We start from the raw sequence: 21462 nt of genomic DNA, 5'->3' as shown, positions 1-21462 counted from the left end.
AACTCTGGGTAAAAGATATAATAGCGTTTGTGTAAAATAAAAAGGCAGCCTTGTAATGTGAGTTTATCGTTTGTATTTTGTTCCTCTACGGAGGTGTATCTCGTAACTCCCTGCTGCTGGAGCGAAGGTACATGAAAACAAAATGCCCGTAAATATCGATTACGTCTGTTTTTATTTTACGTAAATAAAAACATTTTAAAGGAGGAGTCAACTATGGCTCGTTATACAGGTCCAGCTTGGAAACTGTCTCGTCGTCTTGGAATCTCTCTAAGCGGCACAGGAAAAGAATTAGAAAAACGCCCTTACGCACCAGGTCCTCACGGTCCTAACCAACGTAAGAAACTTTCAGAATACGGTTTACAATTACAAGAGAAACAAAAACTTCGTCACATGTACGGCATGACTGAGCGTCAATTCCGTCGCACATTTGACCAAGCAGGTAAAATGCCTGGTAAGCACGGCGAAAACTTCATGATCCTTCTTGAAGCTCGTCTTGACAACTTAGTTTACCGTATGGGCTTAGCTCGCACTCGTCGTGCAGCTCGCCAATTAGTAAACCACGGTCACATCATGGTTGATGGCGCTCGCGTAGATATCCCATCTTACCGTGTAAAACCTGGTCAAACTATCAGCGTTCGCGAAAAATCTAACAACCTTGTTGTTGTTAAAGAAGCGATCGAAGTTAACAACTTCGTACCAGAATACTTAACTTTCGATGCTGACAAATTAGAAGCTACTTACACTCGTCACGCTGAGCGTGCTGAGTTACCAGCTGAAATCAACGAAGCATTAATCGTAGAGTTCTACTCTCGTTAATGACAAAAAGCCAATCCTGTGGATTGGCTTTTTTCGTTTATATATAAAATAAAGTTATTTATTTTCCTCTTTCTGAACATATACATAAGCATCTTTCTGCTCTTTATGTATATCCACCTTCGAATTCTCTGCAAGCTGACCCGCATTTAGCAAAGAAAAAATAATGAGCGCTTCTAGTGACATTTTGTTTTACCACTCCTTTCTAGTTGTTATACATTTATCATACCGCTTACATGTGATTTCCGTATGAACTCGAAAAGGAGATTACAACAAAATGGTTACAAGTATATGAATGCACGCTATAATAACCATAAAATAGGAGGTTGATTCATTTTGACAATAAACCAAATGGTTCAGTTAGGCAGTGCATGTATGTTGTTTATTACTTCCGCGCTTATTAATTGGTATCAGGGAAGTAATTTAATAGATGATCCTGATGAATGGAAATATAGCGCTAAGTTTACGAATTACTTCAAAGGCACCGTTTCAAATTACGAAGATATTTATCAAATCGACTTCTTTATATATGCAGCAAAATTTTATCCAACAGCATTTATCGTTATGCTTATTAGCTTACTTTATATGATCGTATTAATTCTTCATATTCTATTTACAAGAACTCGTGAGGTAATCTAAATTCATACATAAAAACCCCGAATCATAAACTTTTCAGCCTACAATTCGGGGTACTATTTGTTTATATTCGTTTCGGATTAGTAACGAATTAAGAAATATTTCTTCTTACCGCGGCGAATGATTGTGAATTTACCTTCGATGCGGTCTTTTTCTGTTACAACGTAGTCTAATGCTTGTGTACGCTCACCGTTTACGTAGATTGCGCCGTTCGTTACATCTTCACGTGCTTGACGTTTTGATGGAGAGATTTTGCTTTCTACAAGTAAGTCGATTAATACTGTATCTTCTGCAATACGTTCTACAGATGGTACGTCTTTGAATCCTTGCTCGATTTCGCTTGCAGTCAATTCTGCTACAGAACCGCTGAATAATGCAGCTGAAATTTTAATCGCTTGCTCTAATGCTTCTTCGCCGTGAACAAGTTTTGTCATTTCTGCACCTAATGCTTTTTGTGCTGCACGTTTTTCTGGTGCTTCAGCTACTTGCTTTTCAAGCTCAAGAATTTCTTCATGAGATAAGAATGTGAAGTATTTTAAGTATTTAACAACGTCGCGGTCATCTGTGTTAATCCAGAATTGGTAGAACTCGTAAGGAGTTGTTTTCTCTGGGTCTAACCAAATTGCGCCGCCTTCTGTTTTACCAAACTTCGTACCGTCAGATTTCGTAACTAGTGGAATTGTTAAACCGAATGCTTTTGCATCTTCTTCTGATTTACGGATTAATTCAAGACCAGCTGTAATGTTACCCCATTGGTCACTACCACCGATTTGTAGGCGGCAATTATGGTGTTGGTATAAGTTTAAGAAATCGTATGATTGTAAAATCATGTAACTAAACTCAGTAAATGAAATACCAGTCTCTAAACGAGATGCTACTGTATCTTTCGCTAACATATAGTTTAAACCGAAGTTTTTACCGATATCGCGTAAGAATGAAATGACATCTAAGTTACCAAGCCAATCATAGTTGTTAGCCATTGTTGCTGGGTTTTCCACGTTTTCGAACTCTAAGAAGTTTGAAAGTTGGTTTTTAATGCTTTCTGTGTAGTAAGCAACTGTATCTTTCGTATTTAATGTACGCTCTGCTTTTTTACCACTTGGATCACCGATCATACCAGTACCACCGCCAACAAGTGCGATTGGTTGGTGACCAGCTAATTGGAAACGACGTAACATTAATACTGGTAACATATGACCAATGTGTAAGCTATCCGCTGTCGGGTCGAAACCACAGTATAATTTAACGCTTTCTTTTTCTAATAATTGCTCAAGGCCCTCAGCATCTGTTTGCTGATTAATTAGACCGCGAAATTCAAGATCTTGTAAAATACCCATATCCTACATACTCTCCTTTAAGTTCATTACTGGCGTGAAGGTTGAAAACATAAAAAAATCGCCCCTTCAAATAAGGGACGATTTTGATTATCGCGTTACCACCCTAGTTGCAGACCAAAAAAGCCTACCACCTTATTTACATAACGGCTTAGCACCGTCTTTTCCCTTTTGAATACAATTCAATCGAAAAAAGATGCTCTAGGGGCGTAATTCGCGATCATCTATGTGCTGATTTTCACCGGCCATCAGCTCTCTAAAACAGGGAAATGATCACTACTTCTCCCTTTCCACGCTCAATTATTCATATACTTTTCTTTATACCATCATTTATATAGGCGTGTCAAATAGAGGTCAGTTTTCCCTTCTTGCCAATCCTTTACAACGTCATAAAGAGTATCGTAATAAGAGAAAGTATTGGAACACCAACTAATAATGATACGTGAAACACAACTGATAAATCATTCCCAATCGTAGCCTCCACAGGATCTTTCGCCGGAGAACCAAGAAACCCGATTAATCGATCGAAGCGACTTACCGTTTTTGGAAAGTCTGGTATTTCTACATGATCACTATCTAAATGTTGCTTTAACTTATATTCACTCTTAAAGGGATTTTCGCTCAATTTCGTCCACCTCCAGCAATTGTTTCAATTTCTTTATCCCGTTATGAAGTCTCGACTTCACCGTTCCAACTGGAATATCTAATACCTCTGCAATTTCTTTTTGCTGCATGTCATGATAATAAGAAAGGATTAGGACTGCTCTTTGCTCTTCTGGAACTTTCAAAATTGCTTCTCTTACTGTAAGCCGATCTTCGTGAGAAAATTCTTTTTCCGGAATCGGCACTAAAAATGGCAAAAGCGTACGCCACTTTTTTCTCCTATTTAATTTATTAATCATAAGACGATAACCAATTTGAAATAAATACGTTTTTATTTTTCCCTTTTCAGGTTCATACATATGTTTCTTACGCTCTAGCGTCAAAAACGTATCTTGCACAAGATCGATACTTAATTGTTCATCTCGATTAAATCGATATAAAAATGTGTATAGCGCTGGTTTGATTAAAATGTATAGTTTTTCCCCAGCCTGCTTATCTCCACTTTGATACGCAAGCATGAGCTCCTCCTCAATCCCAATCTGCGCCATGATTTTTGATCTCCTTTATTCCTTTTAACGTTAATGAAATACGGGAAATTAAATAGCAACTTGCGACAATAATCCATACTTGTGATTGATTCGTAAAAAATTGAACATACGGGTTTTGAATTGTCTCGCCGGTTGAAACTAAAATATTTAATACTTGCACACATATACATGCATACACTGCTAGGCAAGCCGAAATCGTATCAAATACATTCCAGCGAAAATATACTTTTGTTTTCGTAAAATCAATTTTATATCCATTTTTTCTTACTATATGTTTTCTATCAAATGGAATAATGATGGAAAACATAACAATCATCATAACTCCAGCTGTGATCATCGACACTTTAAATCCGATTGGCATCGGTAATAGTAAACCACAAGAAAATACAGCTATAACTCCAATTAAAGCAAAAGTAAGAAGTAATTTATTAGACATAAAAAAGCCTCCCTCATCTATTCTTTCATAAATGTATACAGACGAGGAAGGCACTTCGTTCAAATATTATTTTATTTTTTTATAATCTTTGCAGGATTTCCGCCAACTACTACATGATCTGGCACATCTTTTCATACAACTGGATCAGTCGGTATATATATTTCTCCTAGTATCATTTTTTCTTTTTCTGTTTTCATTTTCTTCCCTCTTTATATGTAGGTTAAAGAGGGAAGAAAAAAGAAAGGTCTGAACACTATTTCGTTCAGACCTTTCTCTCTTAATCTTCCATCGTTGATAAGTCACCTGTTGGTAAGTTTAACTCCCACGCTTTTAATACGCGGCGCATAATTTTACCACTTCTCGTTTTCGGTAATTTGTCTCTAAATTCAATTTGCCTTGGCGCTGCATGAGCTGCTAGACCTTTCTTTACAAATTGACGAATTTCTTCTTTTAATTCTTCAGATGGTTCGTACCCTGCACGAAGCGCGATAAATGCTTTAATAATTTCGCCGCGCACCGGATCAGGAATACCAATTACACCAGCTTCTGCAACAGCAGCATGCTCGATTAATTTGCTTTCTACTTCAAATGGTCCAACGCGCTCACCTGACGTCATAATTACATCGTCAATACGTCCTTGGAACCAGAAGTATCCATCCTCGTCCATATAGGCAGAGTCACCTGATACGTACCAATCACCCGGCATAAAGTAAGACTCATATTTTTGCTTGTTATTCCAAATTCCACGCATCATAGCTGGCCAACCTTTACCAATTGCTAAGTTACCCATTGTGTATGGAGGCACTTCATTTCCTTCATTATCAACAATCGCTGCTTTCACACCTGGAATTGGTTTCCCCATTGAACCTGGACGGATTTCCATACAAGGGTAGTTACAAATAACTTGTCCACCTGTTTCTGTCATCCACCACGTATCATGAATACGAAGTCCAAATGCGTTCATACCCCAGCGAATTACTTCTGGATTTAACGGTTCACCAACGCTTAACACGTGGCGCACTTGTGATAAATCATATTTTTTAATTGCATCTTGTCCAGCACCCATTAACATACGGAAAGCTGTCGGTGCGCTATACCAAACTGTTACACCGTAATCTTGCAGTGCTTCATACCAAGCTTCTGGACTAAATCGTCCGCCTAAAATAACATTTGATGCTCCGACTAACCACGGCGCGAAAATACCGTAAGCAGTTCCAGTTACCCAGCCCGGGTCAGCTGTGCACCAGTATACATCATCTTCTTTTAAATCTAATACCCATTTCGCCGTTTGGTAGTGCTGAACCATTGCGTTTTGTGCATGAAGCACACCTTTTGGCTTACCAGTAGAACCAGACGTGTAATGTAGAATCAAACCGTCTTCACGGCCTAACCATTCGATATGTAATTCTTTTGAAGCTTGTTCGAATAAAGGATTGAACGCTACCGTTTTACCGCCTTCTTCTACATTCTCTCCAACAAGGAAGACTGTTTTTAAAGCTGGTAAATCATTTAATGGTACGCGCTCTAACAATTCAGGCGTTGTAATTAACACCTTTGCTTCGCTATCTTCTAAACGATCGCGAACTGCTCCTTCCATAAACGCTTCAAATAGCGGTCCAACGATTGCCCCTAATTTCACTGCACCAAGAAGGGCAAAATATAACTCTGGGGAACGCGGCATAAAAATAAAAACGCGATCGCCTTTTTCTACATCGCCATAATTTTTCAGGACGTTTCCTGCTTTATTAGAAAAATCCTTCATTTCCTTAAATGTATATTTCTCTTTTCGCGATCCATCTTGATAATAAAGGGCTACTTTATTCTTTCGATCGGATTTCGCATGCTTATCAATTGCCTCATACGCCATATTTACTCGGCCTGTCTCATTCCAAGTAAAGTTTTTATTAACCTCTTCCCAGTTAAAATTCGCGTATGCCTCATCATAATTCGGCAAATTATTTTCTCCTTTAATGACAGGAAGCGTTTCTACTTTCATACTTTACATCCCCCTCCTATGTATTCTATTATCTATTATAATAACATTATTTAAAATTTTCAGTATATTTGTTGATTTTTAGACAAATTTTTAATGACAAATTTCGATTCACATCGCATATATTATAAAGTACGATATGAATAGATTCACAAACCCTCAAGGTGGTGAGCAATACATTGATCCATAAAAAAATATATAATGCTAGAAACTTAAAAACAGCGAAAGGCACTTTAATTATTGAAGGGCCTGTCTCTACACATAACTTAGAAATGTATGAATTTCATCCAGATTTAGTTGCGTTTCGTCCTGCCGAGCAGCAATATAAAGCAATTGTCGAAATTTCTAAATTGCCAGAAGCTCGTCTCATTATTGCTAGACATGACCAAACGATTGTTGGATATGTTACATACTTGTATCCTGATCCACTTGAACGATGGTCAGAAGGAAAAATGGAAAACTTAATTGAGCTTGGGGCAATTGAAGTGGTCCCAGCCTTCCGCGGGAGTTCTGTCGGAAAGAACTTACTAGAGGTTTCTATGATGGACGATTATATGGAAGATTACATTATATTGACGACTGAATATTATTGGCACTGGGATTTGAAACAAACAGGCTTAAATGTTTGGGAGTACCGAAAAGTAATGGAAAAGATGATGAATGCTGGCGGGTTACAATGGATGGCTACAGATGATCCTGAAATTTGTTCACATCCTGCTAACTGTTTAATGGTCCGCATCGGTAAACGCGTTGATACGGATTCTATTCAAGCATTTGATCGTCTACGTTTTCACAATCGTTTTATGTATTAATAAAGGGGGCAACTGGAATGATTGTAGAAGAAATTATGAATCAAGATGTGGTGACACTACATCCAAACGATACAATCGAAACAGCAATCCGAACGATACGCACGAAAGGCATTCGGCACATTCCAATTGTCGATCAAAATAATCATGTCGTAGGCATTATTTCTGATCGGGATGTAAGAGATGCAAGTCCGTCTATTTTAGATGAACAAGTTTCACTAGATATGCTGAAGCAACCGCTTGAACTTATTATGAAACACCCTGTTATGACTTGCCATCCTCTCGACTTTGTTGAGGAAATTGCTACTTTATTTTTTGAAAACAAAATAGGGTGCCTTCCTGTAACAAAGGCTGGAAAGTTAGTTGGAATTATTTCTGAATCTACTGTACTGCACACGTTAGTGAAATTAACAGGAGCACATCAACCGAGTTCACAAATTGAAATTCAAGTAAAAAATGAACCTGGCATTCTCGGAAAAGTCGTTGCTATTTTTAGTGAGTTACAAATAAATATCGTGAGCGTTCTCGTCTATCCAGCAAAAGATGAGAATGATAAAGTACTCGTTTTCCGCATTCAAACGATGAATCCGCTAAAAGTGATTGATGCACTTGAAACAGAAGGCTACCGCGTATTATGGCCGAACATTATGGGGATGCAAGCATGAGTAGCGCGTTTATTTATTCGGATGACTTTCGGGGCTATTCATTTAGCCCTGATCATCCTTTTAACCAACTGCGCGTCACACTTACGTATGATTTATTACAAAAGGGCGGTTTCATCTCTCCTTCTCAAATCATCTCACCACGGATGGCTACAGATGAAGAGATTGCCTACATTCATACAGAGGAGTACATAAATGCGGTAAAACGTGCTGGAGAAGGTAAGTTAGAAAAATCAATTGCGATGACATATGGACTCGGAACAGAAGATACACCGATGTTTCCAAATATGCACGAAGCAAGCGCATTACTCGTTGGCGGTACGTTAACAGCTGTCGATGCTGTTCTTTCTGGGAAAGTAAAGCACGCGCTTAATTTAGGTGGCGGCTTACATCACGGCTTCCGCGGCAAGGCATCTGGCTTTTGTATTTATAACGACAGTTCCATCGCAATGAAATATATTCAGAAGAAATACGGTTTACGCGTTTTATATATTGATACAGATGCTCATCACGGTGATGGTGTACAGTGGTCCTTTTATGACGATCCTAACGTATGCACCATTTCACTACATGAAACTGGTCGATATTTATTCCCTGGAACTGGCGCTGTAAACGAACGCGGACAAGGTAATGGCTATAGTTATTCTTTTAACGTTCCACTCGATGCTTTTACAGAAGACGAATCGTTTTTAGATTCCTATCGAACTGTCGTAAAAGAAGTTGCCGCATACTTTAAACCGGATATTATTTTAACGCAAAATGGCGCTGACGCACATTACTACGATCCACTTACACACCTTTGCGCAACGATGAATATTTACCGCGAGATACCGAAGCTCGCTCGCGAAATCGCTAACGAATATTGCGAAGGTCGCTGGATTGCTGTCGGCGGTGGTGGCTATGACCATTGGCGCGTCGTCCCAAGAGCGTGGGCACTCATTTGGCTCGAAATGAATAACATCCAAAACATCTCAGGTTATCTCCCTCCAGAATGGATTGACGCTTGGAAAGGACAAGCAGAAACAGAACTTCCCCTCACATGGGAAGATCCAGACAACATGTATAAACCTATCCCCCGCAAACCAGAAATTGAAGAAAAGAACGCATTAACTGTAGCGAAATCCCTTGAAATTATTCGGAATAATATGAAAAAATCTTTGTACTAAACGAAAAGGAGGCTCGTTTTTGAATAGCCTCCTTTTATTTATTGTCGATTTCTGTCGGTAAGTCGATATATTCTAATAATCGCTGATATATTTTTATGTACTAACGGACTTTATGGGAAAAGGTCGTGATATTATGTGGAAACAACAAATGATCCATACGAAACGCGGTACATTTGAACTTTTTACAAAAGGAAATGGCGAACCGCTTTGCATTACACATCACTATTCACAATTTAATGAAACTGGTGATTACTTTGCGGATGTTTTCACTGCTACGCATCGTGTATTGCTCATTAATTTACGAGACGCTGGTAACTCAGCAAAAGCCCAGGTAGAAAACGAATTAAGTATGATTGAAACAATTCACGACTTAGAAGCAATACGAGAAACTTTACAACTTCCAACATGGCATTTCGCTGGTCATTCAACAGGAGGTATGCTTGGACTTCTATACGCAATCACATATCCCAAATCCTTACAATCACTAGTCGTCGTTGGAGCCGCAGCAAGTAATTATACTGAAACACCATTTTGTATTTATCATCCGGAACATCCTCAGTTTCATTATATGCAACAGCTCATCGAAAATTTAAAAAGCCCTCACCTTACAAGTGAAGAACGGAAAGAGCTATCTACTAAGAGAACAAAATTATCATTATATAAACCGGAAAACTACAATTCTTATTTTTGTAAACCAATCCAAAAAACTATGTCCGCTAGCCGTATGAATGCTTTCACCAATGAATATCTTTCATTTGACTTAAGAAAGGATTTACCTTCCATCCAAACAAAGACCCTTATTATATGCGGAAGACATGATGTACAGTGCCCAATTCAGTATTCTATCGAGATGCATGAGGGCATACGTAATTCTATTTTTATGATATTTGAAGAGAGTAATCATTATCCCTTTTTGGAAGAAGCTGCTCAGTTTACTTCTACTACTCGAACATTTTATAAATTGTTACATTAGTACCGTTATTATTAAGGAAAGCTCATAGTCTCTATAAGACTATGAGCTTTTTTCAAAAGAAGTATTTCAACTAGTAACAATTAAAAGAAGAACACACAAAACCACTAAACCTAAATCAATAAATACTGCCTTTTTATCTCCTTCTTTTAAACTTATTAGAAAACTAGAAACTATTTTAATTGCAAAAAAGACCATCATAAATAACCAACCAAAATGATCATTTGTATAATCTTCATCATAAAACATTTGTATTGCACCAATAATTAATAAGATAAGTATAATATTAGTCCCGATTTTTAAAGCCTTGTTTGATTTATTATCTTTTAATATATCCCCCAAAATGTAGCACGCCCTCTCACACTCTCCTATGTTTTTATCTCTCTTTATATTTTAACATAAATTACCTATTCTCCCCTTTTGATCACATACAAAAAAACCTGCCAAAACTTTGACAGGTTCCCTACACATTAAAACGATAACCAGCCCCCCATACTGTTTCAATATATTGCGGGTGAGCAGGATCTCTTTCAATTTTTTCACGTAACTTTCTAATATGAACGACAACAGTTGCTAAATCACCAGCGGAGTCTAATCCCCAAATGCGTTCAAATAGCTGTTCTTTATTTAATACTTGATTTGGGTTTGTGACAAAGAATGTTAATAAATCAAATTCCTTCGTTGTAAACGCAACTTCTTCATTGTTTATAAAAACTTTCCTCGCCCTTTGATCAATAGAGATTCCGTGAATATATAGCGTATCGCGTTGCTTACTTACATTTCCTAATAATCTTTCATAACGAGAAATATGTGCTTTTACTCTTGCGACTAATTCACTCGGGCTAAACGGTTTCGTTATATAATCATCCGCCCCTAAGCCGAGTCCGCGAATTTTATCTATATCTTCTTTTTTTGCTGAAACAAGTAAAATCGGAATATCTTTTATAGCTCGAATTTGCTTACAAATTTCAAATCCATTCATTTTCGGAAGCATAATATCTAAAATAATTAAATCGTAGTCTTCTTGCAGGGCCATTTGTAAACCTGTTTCTCCAGAGTGTTCTACATCAACTTGAAAATCATTAATTTCTAAATAATCTCGCTGTAATTCTGCAATGCTTACTTCATCTTCTATTAGTAAAATTCTTTTCAATTTACTCACCACATTCCTCTACTTTTTCCAATGAGAAGAAAATGCTTGTGCCTTCCCCAAGCTCGCTTTCCGCCCAAATTTCTCCGCCATGTTCTTCAACAATTTGCTTCGCTATTGCTAAACCAAGTCCACTTCCACCTGTACTCGAATTTCTCGATTGCTCTGCACGATAAAAACGTTCAAAAATATAAGGAAGTGTACCAGATTCTATACCTGATCCGTTGTCCATTACTTTCACAATCACTTTATTGTTATCAATCGATACTGTTACAGTAATTTTCTTTTCTTCTTTATCCATGTATTTCACACTATTATGAATTAAATTTGATATCACTCTATTTATCTTTTCGCAATCAGCCTTTACATAAAGTGGTGATGCATGTAATTGTAAGTTAACTTCTATACCTTCTTTACTTAAATCCATCTGCATCTCTTCTATTAATTCTTGCATAAACATATTTAATTCAACCGTTTCAAACTGAAAGGGAACTCGATTCAAATCAAGCTTTGAGAATAAAAATAATTCATCAATGAGTGTATCCATATGTCTTGCTTTCGTATGGATAGTCGTTAAGTACTTATCCATTTTTTCTGGCGTATTTGCTACTCCGTCTTTTATTCCTTCTACATATCCAATAATAGATGTAATCGGTGTTTTTAAATCGTGAGAGATGTTTGAAATGAGCTCTTTTCGATTTTCTTCATACTGCGTTTGCATCTCTATCGATTCTTTTAATTTCTTCCTCATTTCCTCAAATCCTTGATTCAATTGCCCAATTTCATCGTGCGATGTAACTGGTATTTGAAAATTTAAATTTCCTTCTTTAATTTTTTCAGTCGCATCTTTCAATACAAAGATTGGTTTTATAACACTTCTTGAAACGAGGTAACTTAATAATCCAATAAGTAAAATAGCTAACAGTAAAAGTGATACGAACAAAATCGGAAATAACTTTTGTGTAAGATCTACAAATGAACTTTGCTTCTTTAATACAAATATACTCCCCTCTTCTTCCTGAGGAAAATAAAAATCAAACTTTACATATCGATAAAATGTATCGCCGAGTTCCGTTGTACCACGACTATTAATATTTGCAGATTCAAATTTCGGAAGGGCTACCTTTAAAGCCCCACTTTCAAATACTTTTGTAGCATAAGAAATGGTTTCTCCCTTTCTTACAACAATTTTCACCCCTTCTTTTTCAAGTGATGAAACGAACGATTCATCTAATAGTTGCGATTGATGTTTCTTTGCTGCCGTCTTTAACTCAATATACGCATTCTCTTCTTCTGACGTAAGCGGCTTTTGAATATAGGAGCTTTTATAGAAATTTTTCACTGCTTCCAAATCACCTGTTATCGAAAAAACGATTAAAAATCCCGCGATTAATATAAGCGTAATGGAAACGAGAATGACAGCGATATAAGAAAATAAAAACCTTGTTTTAATAGACATATGTTACATCCTCACTTTACCCCGCTATTTGCCGGGCAGTAAGATCCCCACCTCAAAATTCAGAGAAAGCAAAGAAGTTAAGTGGGGGTCGGGCTGCCCATAAAAGCCCGATTGGTGTGGGCTAATAATCAGTGGGGGATGAACAAAACCCCCACTGATTAAAGTTTCACTTTATCAAACCTTATTACTCATAAGCATAAAAATATATGTTCAAATACTCAAGCGATTTTATAGTAATTTTAGCGTCAGTTTATAAAAATTTAATGTTCTTCTTTTACAGTTGAAATGAGGAGGTTGAAATTCCATGTTCAAAAAAACAGTAAGTATGATATGTTGCGTAATTTTTTTACAAGGTTGCTCGCAAGAACAAGAAGTTAAAAAGGAGATGATAAACATGGAGACAGCGCTACTAACAGCTACTGAGAAACAAGAAACGAATACTGTTATATCGTTACTCAAAAAAGGGGCTGACATAAATATAACAGACAATAAAGGACGCACCCCTCTTATGATTGCTACATATAAAAATGATGTAAAAACCGCAAAAGTACTTATCGAAGCTGGTGCTGACGTAAATATCCAAGATGATATGAAAAACAATCCCTTTCTATACGCCGGTGCAGAAGGTTACTTGGATATTTTAAAACTAACGATTGATGCCGGCGCAGATCCAACACTTACGAATCGTTACGGCGGAACAGCCCTTATCCCTGCCTCAGAACATGGTTATATTGATGTTATAAAAGAACTCCTCACGCGAACAAATATCGATGTAAACCATGTCAATAATCTCGGGTGGACAGCTTTAATGGAAGCCATCGTACTAAACAACGGAGATGAAACACAACAACAAGTTATCCGCCTTCTTATTGAGCACGGTGCAGATGTAAACATTCCAGATAATGATGGTGTTACTCCGCTAGAGCATGCTCGCGCTCATAACTTTGAAGAGATAGAGAAGATTTTGTTAGAAGAACATAAGTAAAACGCTAATTTTTGCTTTCCTTCCCCGCCCTATGCTACATTTAAGCCGTTATATCAATATGAATAGGGTGGGAATACACATGAACAAACCTAAAATTGGAATGATTGGACTTGGAAGTATTGCACAAAAAGCCTATCTTCCAACACTTACAAAAGAAACAGATTGGAATTTTGTAGGAGCGTTTACACCTAACGCAGAAAAAAGGAAACAAATTTGCCAGCAATACCGCATTCAAGACTTCCATTCTATTGAAACGTTAGCTTCGGAATGCGATGCAATCTTCGTTCATAGTTCAACTGCTACTCATTATGAAATCGTTTCTGAACTTCTGAAAAAAGGAATCGATGTTTACGTTGATAAGCCGCTAGCTGCTACAGTGGAACAGGCTGAAAAACTAGTCGAGTTGAGCGAAAAATATAACCGAAAGTTAATGGTCGGATTTAATCGCCGCTTCGTTCCTATGTATGTTGCGGCAAAAGAGCAAGCTCATCATATTTCATGGATTCGAATTGAAAAGCATCGTACAAATAAAGTCGGGCCCTATACGTACGACTTTACGATGTTAGATGATTACTTACATATTGTAGATACTGCTCGCTGGTTAGCTAACGATGAGCTTAACGTCGTTCATAATATGATGCAAATCAATGAAAAGAATGAACTTCTTTACGGACATCATACATATACAACTGCAAATGGAATGTTACTTTCTACCGCAATGCACCGCCATGCCGGTACAAATTTAGAACAAATTGAACTTGTAACGGCGGGAAAAATCATTCGCGTAAAAAACATGAACACATTTGAAGTTGAGCAAGAAAATGCAGTTTCTCAAATTGGTTCCCCATCATGGGATACGACGTTAAAACAACGTGGTTTTGAAGATGCTGTTCATCATTTCATTGAATGTGTACAAGGAGATACAAAGCCTGTTGTAGATGGATTAGAAGGATTAAAAACGCAGCAAATGCTCCAATCTCTGCTGAATAATGTAAACAAAAATTAAAACGGATACATTTTTCAGAATTTACTTTCATTCCCATCCCCCCTTTATTTCTCACGCAAATTTCTATAGAATATGTTGATAGGAATTATAAATTTCATAATGAATCGTGGAAAGGATGGGATTAACACATGTGGAACGAGTTTAAAAAGTTCGCTTTCAAAGGGAATGTCGTTGATTTAGCTGTCGGGGTTGTAATCGGTGCTGCATTCGGTAAAATCGTTAGTTCTTTAGTAAAAGATGTTATTACACCATTACTTGGTATGGTATTAGGTGGCGTTGACTTTACAGATTTAAAACTTACATTCGGTAAGTCATCTATTATGTACGGTAACTTCATCCAAACTATTTTTGATTTCTTAATTATTGCAGCAGCTATCTTTATGTTTGTTAAAGTATTCAACAAACTAACATCTAAAAAAGAAGAAGAAAAGACAGAAGAAATTCCAGAACCAACAAAAGAAGAAGAACTTCTTAGCGAAATTCGCGACTTATTAAAACAACAAAATTCTTCTAAAGATAGAGCATAATTGAACGGATAAAAAGGCATGTCCCGAGAGGGACATGCCTTTTCTATATGCTATAACGTTTCCGAATTCATATGAATAAATAAAATAATACCAGCAACCATAAGTACCATAATACTACTTGCAAATAGTGTAATACCGATAAACATTAAACTTGTGCTCATATCCACTGATACACTTTCAATAAAAATAGAAATTACATACGTGATAAGGGCAATTCCTGCAAGAATACTTCCTGGAACAAATCGCTTTAAACCATTTTGTTTTAACGTCATATATGCAAAAATAGCAGTCATACAAAGCGTAATTATCCAAAGAACGATCATCTCTTCTCCCCCCTCACAAGCCTTTTCTTTCTATTATACATGACATTGCCCTATAATAGTTATTTTTACACTTATGTGACATATAACAAGGAATCATACAATCTATATAGAAGTCTTCCAGATACGCTATAGTACTTGGGAGGGTTTCAATTGGAAGATGATGTTGTAGGATACTTTAAACAAGTAGAGCGATATGATTATATTATAATTGACTTAGACAAAAAGTTTTTTTACATGGAAGTTGTACAACTAAAAACAAATATAACTTCGCTAAAAATATCACTTAACTTAGATAAAGATGAAACTATTATTGCTGGCAATGTGAAACAATATGATCCTTCTAGGTTAGAACAATTCATACAAAACTTTAAACACATTGCACAAACATGTCTTGAACATAATTTACGAAGTCCTGATGAACTTTTTGCATTTTGGAAAGGAAATTGACTACCAGAAAAAAATGGATATTTTTCATATATATTGATATAATTACCATATATAAATATTCTTTATAAGGGAGTGTTCATAATGATTTGGATTTCACTAATCGTATTAGCCTATTTCATCATTCTCGTCCCAATACAGTATAACTACATTAAAATACTCAAAGAAAAACAGAAGAAAATGAATATGTCACAAAACGAACTATATGACAACATGTCTTATGAAGAATCCCAAATACATTACCATTACCAAAGTAACGTATTTACAATACCTGCTTCACTTGTCGCAAGTATTATTTATAGAGTGAAACATGCAGCATAATATGTACGCTGTAAAATTATTGTTTGAATCTGTTCATTCTGGTGAGCCTGATCCTACGAAAATAGATGAGCATTATGAAGAAAATCACGATACACTTTTTGAAGAAAGTATTATTCTTGTTAAGGCACACAGTTTGGAAGAGGCCCATGCACTAGGTGAACAAATCGCTATACAGTCTGAGCACACGTACGATAATATGTACGGTGAGCAAGTAACGTGGGCGTTTCGAAAACTATTACATGTGTTTGAATTAGACGATACACCATTTGAAACTGGAAAAGAATTATACGCAAGATTTTTACACGTTAAGAAAAATGAAACGGTGGATACTGTAGTAAAAGCATACTATCCTGAATACGAATAAAAGCTCACAGCAATCGCTGTGAGCTTTTTTATACTTACTTCGTTGAATCTCTAAATTGGATACGGTGAGGTAAGATAACAGTGTGATCTTCCACTTTTTCTTTGTTCATATACTTTGTTAATAGACGCATTGCTACTGCACCGATATCATACATCGGTTGTACAACTGTTGAAAGTTGTGGACGAACCATTAATGCAAGGCGTGTATTATCGAAACCAAGTACTTCTACATCAGTTGGTACATTTAATCCAGTGTCTTGTGCTGCGTGGATTACACCTAGTGCCATTTCGTCAGAAGATACGAAGATCGCTGTTGGCTTTTCATCAAGGCTCCAAAGCTTTTCGAATGCTTCGATACCTGAGTCATATGTGTAATCTCCATCGATTACAAGATTTTCATCATATGAAATACCTGCTTCTTCTAGAGCTTTTCTATAACCTTGTAACTTCTTCGCACTCCCCGCTTTATCAATGAAAGGACCAGAGACGAAACCGATACGCTTATGTCCTTGTTCAATAAAGTGCTTCATTGCGTCGTAAGCTGCTTGTGTATAATCAATGTTTACTGATGGCGTTTCATTTTGCTCATCAAATGACGCTGCTAATACGATTGGTACTGGAGACTTTTTAAATTCTTCAGCGTGAATATCTGTAATATCTTCACCCATGAAAACAATTCCGTCCACTTGTTTTCCAAGCATCGTATTTAATAAATGGAACTCTTTCTCTTTGTTTTGGTCAGAGTTACTTAAAATGATGTTATATTTGTACATTGTTGCGATATCTTCAATTCCACGAGCAAGTTCTGCATAAAACGTATTTGAGATATCAGGAATAATAACACCTACTGTAGTTGTCTTTTTACTTGCTAGTCCACGTGCTACCGCATTTGGGCGGTATCCTAAACGATCAATTGCTTCTAATACTTTCTTTCTTGTTGTAGGCTTTACATTTGGATTACCGTTCACAACGCGTGATACGGTAGCCATTGAAACGTTCGCTTCGCGCGCTACATCATATATTGTTACGTTCATCTCATCGCACACTCCTTCTGTTTTTGCTATCTATTTTTATGTATCGGTTACTTGAATGAAAAAAAGACATCAACTCTATTTGCAGATGCCACCAATCGTCCCGAGTTCTTCCTTTTACTAATGATACGATAAAAACGCAGGCTCATACAATATTTTCCCGCAAAAGTTTCGAAAAAATTCGCTTCTTTTCTCGTATTTTCGTATTTTTTATGAAAAAAAGGGCATTTTTTGTAAAAATATAGATGTTTCATAAGTAGAAACCTTATTTTAAGCAGTACGATAGTACATGAAATTTATATCAGCGATTTTCCAAATATATCGACCGCAACTCGAAATATATCAGCAGTTTTCCAAATATATCGACTTACCAACAAAAATCGACAATGATAGGCATTTGATGCGTTGGAGCTGTAAGTACTCTACAATTGGCAATAGAAGATCCCATCCCCCTGTAGAATGCGTTACATCGACAATGCAAGGGTAAAATAGGTTTCTTTCTTTGAGATTAGTACAGCGGAAATATGGAGCGTATTACGTGACGCCCTGTCCCATCGTCCCCTTTCATTTACAGTAAAAAAAGACAGTTTAAACACTGTCTTTTTTATAAGAAGGAAACAAACGGTTTATCGCTGTTTTTCTCTTTTATAACAATTGCCTCAATTTTATTCTCGGACTTTATCTGCAATTGTACTTTTGCATCTTTCGGTAATTGGTCTAACATACTTTGAGCGGCGAGTTGAGTAAGAGCCATTAATTCTGTTTTACCGTTATATTTAATAACAATATCCATATTTAATGTATCCATTTGATTTTTCTTATAAGAAACTTTAGCATTTACTGGGATAAAGTCTCCAGGAGAAAAACCTTTCATTGCCTCAGCAAATTTATTTATTTTTTCATTATCTTCTCCATGTGCTTGTGTAAATTCATCGGAAGGATATGAATACGCTTTTTCTTCAATTGCATTCCAATTTCCAAGGTTCGTATCATTCTTTTGAACGGTAGCACTAGCAATATACGTGCCATTTTTTAAAGAACTTGTACTTTCTTGCTTAAAGATAGCAAACGTAATTGGGGATTTATTATACTTGTCATTTTTATGAATAGCTTCAATAAGTTGCTTAGCAACTTCAGTCCCCTTAGACATTGCCTCTTCATTGGATACACTTGAAGACATAGCTAACCCAATTACAACGCCAGATAAACTTAATTCATTTGAATTCTGTTTCCCAAAATAGTCTTGTTCTATAATATTTGTCAAAACGGGTGCTTCTACTTTTGCGACTAGTTCATCAACTAACTTCTCAGGAATATACTGATTTAATTGAAGCACATGGTTTTCTGTATCAAATTGCTCTTTTGCAATATTCATTAAACCATTTTCATACTCTGCTAAATCTAATTTAGAATTTGTTTTTACATTAGCTGTATTTATAACCTTTTGTTCTTTTAAAGGAATTACAGTTCTATAATAATCTTTAGAAACAGCAGTTCTCGGAATCATGCTTTTTTCTTTCGTATCTTTCTGTATAACTTCATCCTTCTTACTAATCGTATCATTACTACAAGCTCCTAGTAATAAACTTACGACTGCGAAGGATAATGCCATTTTCTTCATTACTTAAAACCTACTTTCAACAATCTAGTTATTTAGTTTGAACTATTAACAGTTTACCATTAAATATATTTCAACAAAAACAAAAAAAAGAAGCAAGCACCTTTCGCTTGCTTCTTTTTACTTAATATTCTCTTCTAAAACATCTTTTTTAATGTTCCAATGAGACGTATTCCATACTACCATCCCATCTTTTATGTATAACACTTGCGGAGATTCATGTTTCATGCTGTACTGTTCTGCAACACGATTCGAAACATCTCTCGCATCTTGTACGTATAAGTAGTACGCTGGTACCGCCCTTTCTTCACTACAATAAGCTTGAAATTCTGTATAAGCACCATGACTAATAGGACATGTCGTACTATGTTTAAAAAGAACATAAGGCTCGTTTTTTTCTACTAGTACTTCAAGTTCTTCAATTGTTTCAAGTTTTGTCATATTCATTACGATTCACCTCTCATACGAAGTCTAGAGCGCTTCTCTTTCTTTTCAGCTTTTTTCTCAAGTCTTTCTAATTTACGCTCTTCTTTTTCAACCTTTTTCTCTTGTCTTGTCGCACGATAATGATTGTATACTTCAATTGCTGCGCTACTCCACTGTACAACTTGTGCTACTTTATCTGCATTATTTTCAATTTCGTCCGTAACAGACTCTGATACATTACGAAGTTTCGTATTTAAGGAGTGGATTGTCGTTCCAATTCCATCTACACCCGATACTACTTTATTTAATGATTGTGACTTCTGTTGAATGTCATCAGCTAACGCATTTGTTTTATGTAATAATTGCTCCGTCTCTACGCTAATTCCTTGCATTTGCTTTTCTAAACCTTCTAACGTACTTGCAACGTTTTCTAACGTCTTCTGAACCGATAACAACGTTCTGCATACATACACTACTAATACAGCGAAAGCAACCGCGATAATAGCTGCACTTACATATAAAAGAACTTGCATTTCATCACTTCCTTTATCTTTTTCATACTTTCCCCTATTATACAATCATTTTCCGTTTCGTTCTAATCCCTATCTTTTCATTAGAATTTTCATACTTATTCGTTAACTTTAACATAAATCATTCAACAAATTCCACTAAGTAGGTTACAATAGGAGAGGATACATAATTAGTAGGGAGGCTTTACATATGAAAGATCCACGCATTGAAAAGTTAGCATACAATTTAATTAACTACTCTATTCGCTTACAAAAAGGCGAAAAAGTATTAATTGAAAACTTTGGCTTACAAAAAGAACTTGTAACTGCACTTGTTAAAGAAGCATATGCAGCTGGTGGTTTCCCATTCGTTTCTTTAAAAGATCATCAAGTAGATCGCTCTTTATTAATGGGTGCTACTGAAGAACATTTTGAACAAATCGCTGCATATGAAGCAAGCGTAATGAAAGATATGGACGCTTATATCGGTCTTCGCTCTGGCGATAACATTAACGAACAAGCTGACGTGCCAAGTGAAAGAATGCAAATTCATGGTCAAACAGTTGGTAAGAAAGTTCATAGAGACATCCGCGTTCCGAAAACACGCTGGGTTGTTCTTCGCTACCCAAATGCTTCTATGGCGCAGCTTGCTAAAATGAGCACAGAAGCTTTCGAAGACTTCTACTTCGAAGTTTGTAACTTAGACTACGGTAAAATGGATAAGGCGATGGATAGCCTTGTTACATTAATGAATAAAACAGATAAAGTGCGCCTAACTGGACCTGGAACTGACTTAACATTCTCTATTAAAGACATTCCAGCAATTAAATGCTCAGGTCATTTAAACATTCCAGACGGTGAAGTATACTCTGCACCAGTTCGTGATTCTGTTAACGGTACAGTTTCTTACAACACGCCATCTCCTTACAACGGTTATACATTTGAAAATGTACAACTTAAGTTCGAGAACGGACAAATCGTTGAAGCAACTGCAAACGATACAGAGCGCATTAACAAAATCTTCGATACAGACGAAGGCGCACGCTACGTTGGTGAGTTCGCAATTGGCGTAAACCCATACATCTTACATCCAATGGGAGATATCCTATTCGATGAAAAAATCGATGGCAGCTTCCACTTCACTCCTGGACAAGCTTACGACGATGCTTGGAACGGTAACAACTCGAACATTCACTGGGATTTAGTATGCATCCAACGCCCTGAATACGGCGGCGGCGAAATTTACTTCGACGATGTACTAATCCGTAAAGACGGACGCTTCGTTGTACCTGAATTAGAAGCTTTAAATCCAGAGAACTTAAAATAATGA

The 21462-nt window shown here is 36.6% G+C and carries 27 protein-coding genes and 1 other annotated feature; of the genes, 13 read left to right on the top strand and 14 right to left on the bottom strand.

Going from position 1 to position 21462, the window contains the following annotated elements; all coding sequences use genetic code 11:
* Nucleotides 1–213 precede the first annotated feature (213 nt).
* Entirely contained in the window at nucleotides 214–816 is a 603-nt protein-coding gene (gene rpsD / locus RCJ96_RS01250; RefSeq protein ID WP_000135311.1) for a 30S ribosomal protein S4, read from the top strand.
* 54 nt (nucleotides 817–870) lie between these two features.
* Here rpsD and RCJ96_RS01245 read toward each other — a convergent pair whose 3' ends face one another.
* Entirely contained in the window at nucleotides 871–999 is a 129-nt protein-coding gene (locus RCJ96_RS01245; protein ID WP_000050940.1) for a hypothetical protein, read from the bottom strand.
* Between the two features lie 150 nt (nucleotides 1000–1149).
* Here RCJ96_RS01245 and RCJ96_RS01240 point away from each other — a divergent pair, with 150 nt between their 5' ends.
* Complete coding sequence (locus tag RCJ96_RS01240; protein ID WP_074564663.1) at nucleotides 1150–1452, top strand: YjdJ family protein; 303 nt, start codon at nucleotides 1150–1152, stop codon at nucleotides 1450–1452.
* A 77-nt stretch (nucleotides 1453–1529) separates the two neighbouring features.
* Here the strand turns inward: RCJ96_RS01240 and tyrS are convergent, their stop codons facing one another.
* The 5 genes from tyrS to acsA all read right to left on the bottom strand — a co-directional run bounded on the left by tyrS (nucleotide 1530) and on the right by acsA (nucleotide 6366).
* Nucleotides 1530–2786 (bottom strand): tyrosine--tRNA ligase, encoded by a 1257-nt coding sequence (gene tyrS, locus RCJ96_RS01235; protein ID WP_270795661.1) that lies wholly within the window; start codon nucleotides 2784–2786, stop codon nucleotides 1530–1532.
* Between the two features lie 70 nt (nucleotides 2787–2856).
* Nucleotides 2857–3085: a binding site (T-box leader), on the bottom strand.
* Between the two features lie 77 nt (nucleotides 3086–3162).
* Complete coding sequence (locus RCJ96_RS01230) at nucleotides 3163–3408, bottom strand: hypothetical protein (RefSeq protein WP_001293783.1); 246 nt, start codon at nucleotides 3406–3408, stop codon at nucleotides 3163–3165.
* Complete coding sequence (locus RCJ96_RS01225) at nucleotides 3389–3934, bottom strand: RNA polymerase sigma factor (protein ID WP_270795662.1); 546 nt, start codon at nucleotides 3932–3934, stop codon at nucleotides 3389–3391. The genes RCJ96_RS01230 and RCJ96_RS01225 overlap by 20 nt, the downstream gene beginning before the upstream one ends.
* A complete protein-coding gene (locus tag RCJ96_RS01220) occupies nucleotides 3915–4370 on the bottom strand; it encodes a hypothetical protein (protein WP_416504133.1) in 456 nt (151 codons plus the stop codon). Before RCJ96_RS01220 ends, RCJ96_RS01225 begins: the two co-directional genes overlap by 20 nt.
* A gap of 277 nt (nucleotides 4371–4647) precedes the next feature.
* Complete coding sequence (gene acsA / locus RCJ96_RS01215; RefSeq protein ID WP_098298844.1) at nucleotides 4648–6366, bottom strand: acetate--CoA ligase; 1719 nt, start codon at nucleotides 6364–6366, stop codon at nucleotides 4648–4650.
* 176 nt (nucleotides 6367–6542) lie between these two features.
* Here acsA and acuA point away from each other — a divergent pair, with 176 nt between their 5' ends.
* The 4 genes from acuA to RCJ96_RS01195 all read left to right on the top strand — a co-directional run bounded on the left by acuA (nucleotide 6543) and on the right by RCJ96_RS01195 (nucleotide 9973).
* The gene (acuA, locus tag RCJ96_RS01210) at nucleotides 6543–7175 is read left to right on the top strand and encodes an acetoin utilization protein acetyltransferase AcuA (protein ID WP_000581400.1); all 633 of its coding nucleotides are present in this window, start codon (nucleotides 6543–6545) and stop codon (nucleotides 7173–7175) included.
* 17 nt (nucleotides 7176–7192) lie between these two features.
* Entirely contained in the window at nucleotides 7193–7837 is a 645-nt protein-coding gene (locus RCJ96_RS01205; RefSeq protein ID WP_000634569.1) for an acetoin utilization AcuB family protein, read from the top strand.
* Nucleotides 7834–9000 carry an acetoin utilization protein AcuC gene (acuC, locus tag RCJ96_RS01200; protein ID WP_000092796.1) on the top strand — a complete coding sequence of 389 codons (1167 nt, stop codon included), beginning with the start codon at nucleotides 7834–7836 and terminating at the stop codon, nucleotides 8998–9000. Before RCJ96_RS01205 ends, acuC begins: the two co-directional genes overlap by 4 nt.
* A gap of 112 nt (nucleotides 9001–9112) precedes the next feature.
* Nucleotides 9113–9973: an alpha/beta fold hydrolase gene (locus tag RCJ96_RS01195; protein WP_139302706.1), complete on the top strand. Its 861-nt coding sequence runs from the start codon at nucleotides 9113–9115 to the stop codon at nucleotides 9971–9973.
* 66 nt (nucleotides 9974–10039) lie between these two features.
* Here the strand turns inward: RCJ96_RS01195 and RCJ96_RS01190 are convergent, their stop codons facing one another.
* The 3 genes from RCJ96_RS01190 to RCJ96_RS01180 form a co-directional block, all read right to left on the bottom strand.
* Nucleotides 10040–10312: a hypothetical protein gene (locus tag RCJ96_RS01190; protein ID WP_000502324.1), complete on the bottom strand. Its 273-nt coding sequence runs from the start codon at nucleotides 10310–10312 to the stop codon at nucleotides 10040–10042.
* 121 nt (nucleotides 10313–10433) lie between these two features.
* Nucleotides 10434–11123 carry a response regulator transcription factor gene (locus RCJ96_RS01185; protein WP_001993852.1) on the bottom strand — a complete coding sequence of 230 codons (690 nt, stop codon included), beginning with the start codon at nucleotides 11121–11123 and terminating at the stop codon, nucleotides 10434–10436.
* 1 nt (nucleotide 11124) lies between these two features.
* Entirely contained in the window at nucleotides 11125–12579 is a 1455-nt protein-coding gene (locus RCJ96_RS01180; RefSeq protein WP_242304550.1) for a sensor histidine kinase, read from the bottom strand.
* Between the two features lie 304 nt (nucleotides 12580–12883).
* Here RCJ96_RS01180 and RCJ96_RS01175 point away from each other — a divergent pair, with 304 nt between their 5' ends.
* The 3 genes from RCJ96_RS01175 to mscL all read left to right on the top strand — a co-directional run bounded on the left by RCJ96_RS01175 (nucleotide 12884) and on the right by mscL (nucleotide 15097).
* Nucleotides 12884–13564: an ankyrin repeat domain-containing protein gene (locus tag RCJ96_RS01175; protein WP_416504135.1), complete on the top strand. Its 681-nt coding sequence runs from the start codon at nucleotides 12884–12886 to the stop codon at nucleotides 13562–13564.
* Nucleotides 13565–13643: 79 nt separating this feature from the next.
* On the top strand, nucleotides 13644–14570 hold the full coding sequence (locus tag RCJ96_RS01170) for a Gfo/Idh/MocA family protein (RefSeq protein WP_416504136.1): 927 nt from the start codon (nucleotides 13644–13646) through the stop codon (nucleotides 14568–14570).
* A gap of 128 nt (nucleotides 14571–14698) precedes the next feature.
* Nucleotides 14699–15097 (top strand): large-conductance mechanosensitive channel protein MscL, encoded by a 399-nt coding sequence (gene mscL / locus RCJ96_RS01165; protein WP_074606472.1) that lies wholly within the window; start codon nucleotides 14699–14701, stop codon nucleotides 15095–15097.
* A gap of 50 nt (nucleotides 15098–15147) precedes the next feature.
* Here mscL and RCJ96_RS01160 read toward each other — a convergent pair whose 3' ends face one another.
* The gene (locus RCJ96_RS01160; RefSeq protein WP_000636591.1) at nucleotides 15148–15420 is read right to left on the bottom strand and encodes a DUF3917 domain-containing protein; all 273 of its coding nucleotides are present in this window, start codon (nucleotides 15418–15420) and stop codon (nucleotides 15148–15150) included.
* Nucleotides 15421–15570: 150 nt separating this feature from the next.
* On the opposite strand from RCJ96_RS01160, the gene dhp61 reads away from it, so the two are divergent.
* From dhp61 to RCJ96_RS01145, 3 genes are all read left to right on the top strand, one after another.
* Nucleotides 15571–15867, top strand: coding sequence for a protein Dhp61 (dhp61, locus tag RCJ96_RS01155; RefSeq protein WP_139302705.1), 297 nt, complete (start codon nucleotides 15571–15573; stop codon nucleotides 15865–15867).
* Between the two features lie 81 nt (nucleotides 15868–15948).
* Nucleotides 15949–16185 carry a DUF3949 domain-containing protein gene (locus tag RCJ96_RS01150; RefSeq protein ID WP_000637881.1) on the top strand — a complete coding sequence of 79 codons (237 nt, stop codon included), beginning with the start codon at nucleotides 15949–15951 and terminating at the stop codon, nucleotides 16183–16185.
* Between the two features lies 1 nt (nucleotide 16186).
* The gene (locus RCJ96_RS01145; protein ID WP_139302708.1) at nucleotides 16187–16549 is read left to right on the top strand and encodes a DUF4288 domain-containing protein; all 363 of its coding nucleotides are present in this window, start codon (nucleotides 16187–16189) and stop codon (nucleotides 16547–16549) included.
* Between the two features lie 34 nt (nucleotides 16550–16583).
* On the opposite strand, the gene ccpA is transcribed toward RCJ96_RS01145, so the two are convergent.
* The 4 genes from ccpA to RCJ96_RS01125 form a co-directional block, all read right to left on the bottom strand.
* Nucleotides 16584–17582 (bottom strand): catabolite control protein A, encoded by a 999-nt coding sequence (ccpA, locus tag RCJ96_RS01140; RefSeq protein ID WP_001103286.1) that lies wholly within the window; start codon nucleotides 17580–17582, stop codon nucleotides 16584–16586.
* 601 nt (nucleotides 17583–18183) lie between these two features.
* Complete coding sequence (locus tag RCJ96_RS01135) at nucleotides 18184–19200, bottom strand: CamS family sex pheromone protein (protein ID WP_000738019.1); 1017 nt, start codon at nucleotides 19198–19200, stop codon at nucleotides 18184–18186.
* 117 nt (nucleotides 19201–19317) lie between these two features.
* Nucleotides 19318–19644 (bottom strand): bacillithiol system redox-active protein YtxJ, encoded by a 327-nt coding sequence (ytxJ, locus tag RCJ96_RS01130; protein WP_074606466.1) that lies wholly within the window; start codon nucleotides 19642–19644, stop codon nucleotides 19318–19320.
* Complete coding sequence (locus tag RCJ96_RS01125; protein ID WP_001197726.1) at nucleotides 19644–20156, bottom strand: DUF948 domain-containing protein; 513 nt, start codon at nucleotides 20154–20156, stop codon at nucleotides 19644–19646. Before RCJ96_RS01125 ends, ytxJ begins: the two co-directional genes overlap by 1 nt.
* A gap of 187 nt (nucleotides 20157–20343) precedes the next feature.
* On the opposite strand from RCJ96_RS01125, the gene RCJ96_RS01120 reads away from it, so the two are divergent.
* On the top strand, nucleotides 20344–21459 hold the full coding sequence (locus RCJ96_RS01120; protein ID WP_000654739.1) for an aminopeptidase: 1116 nt from the start codon (nucleotides 20344–20346) through the stop codon (nucleotides 21457–21459).
* The last annotated feature ends 3 nt before the right edge of the window (nucleotides 21460–21462 follow it).

The sequence above is a fragment of the Bacillus sp. BSL6 genome (assembly GCF_052928345.1).
The sequence above is the reverse complement of the archived record's forward strand: the minus strand, read 5'-3'. Positions and strand labels throughout refer to the sequence as shown.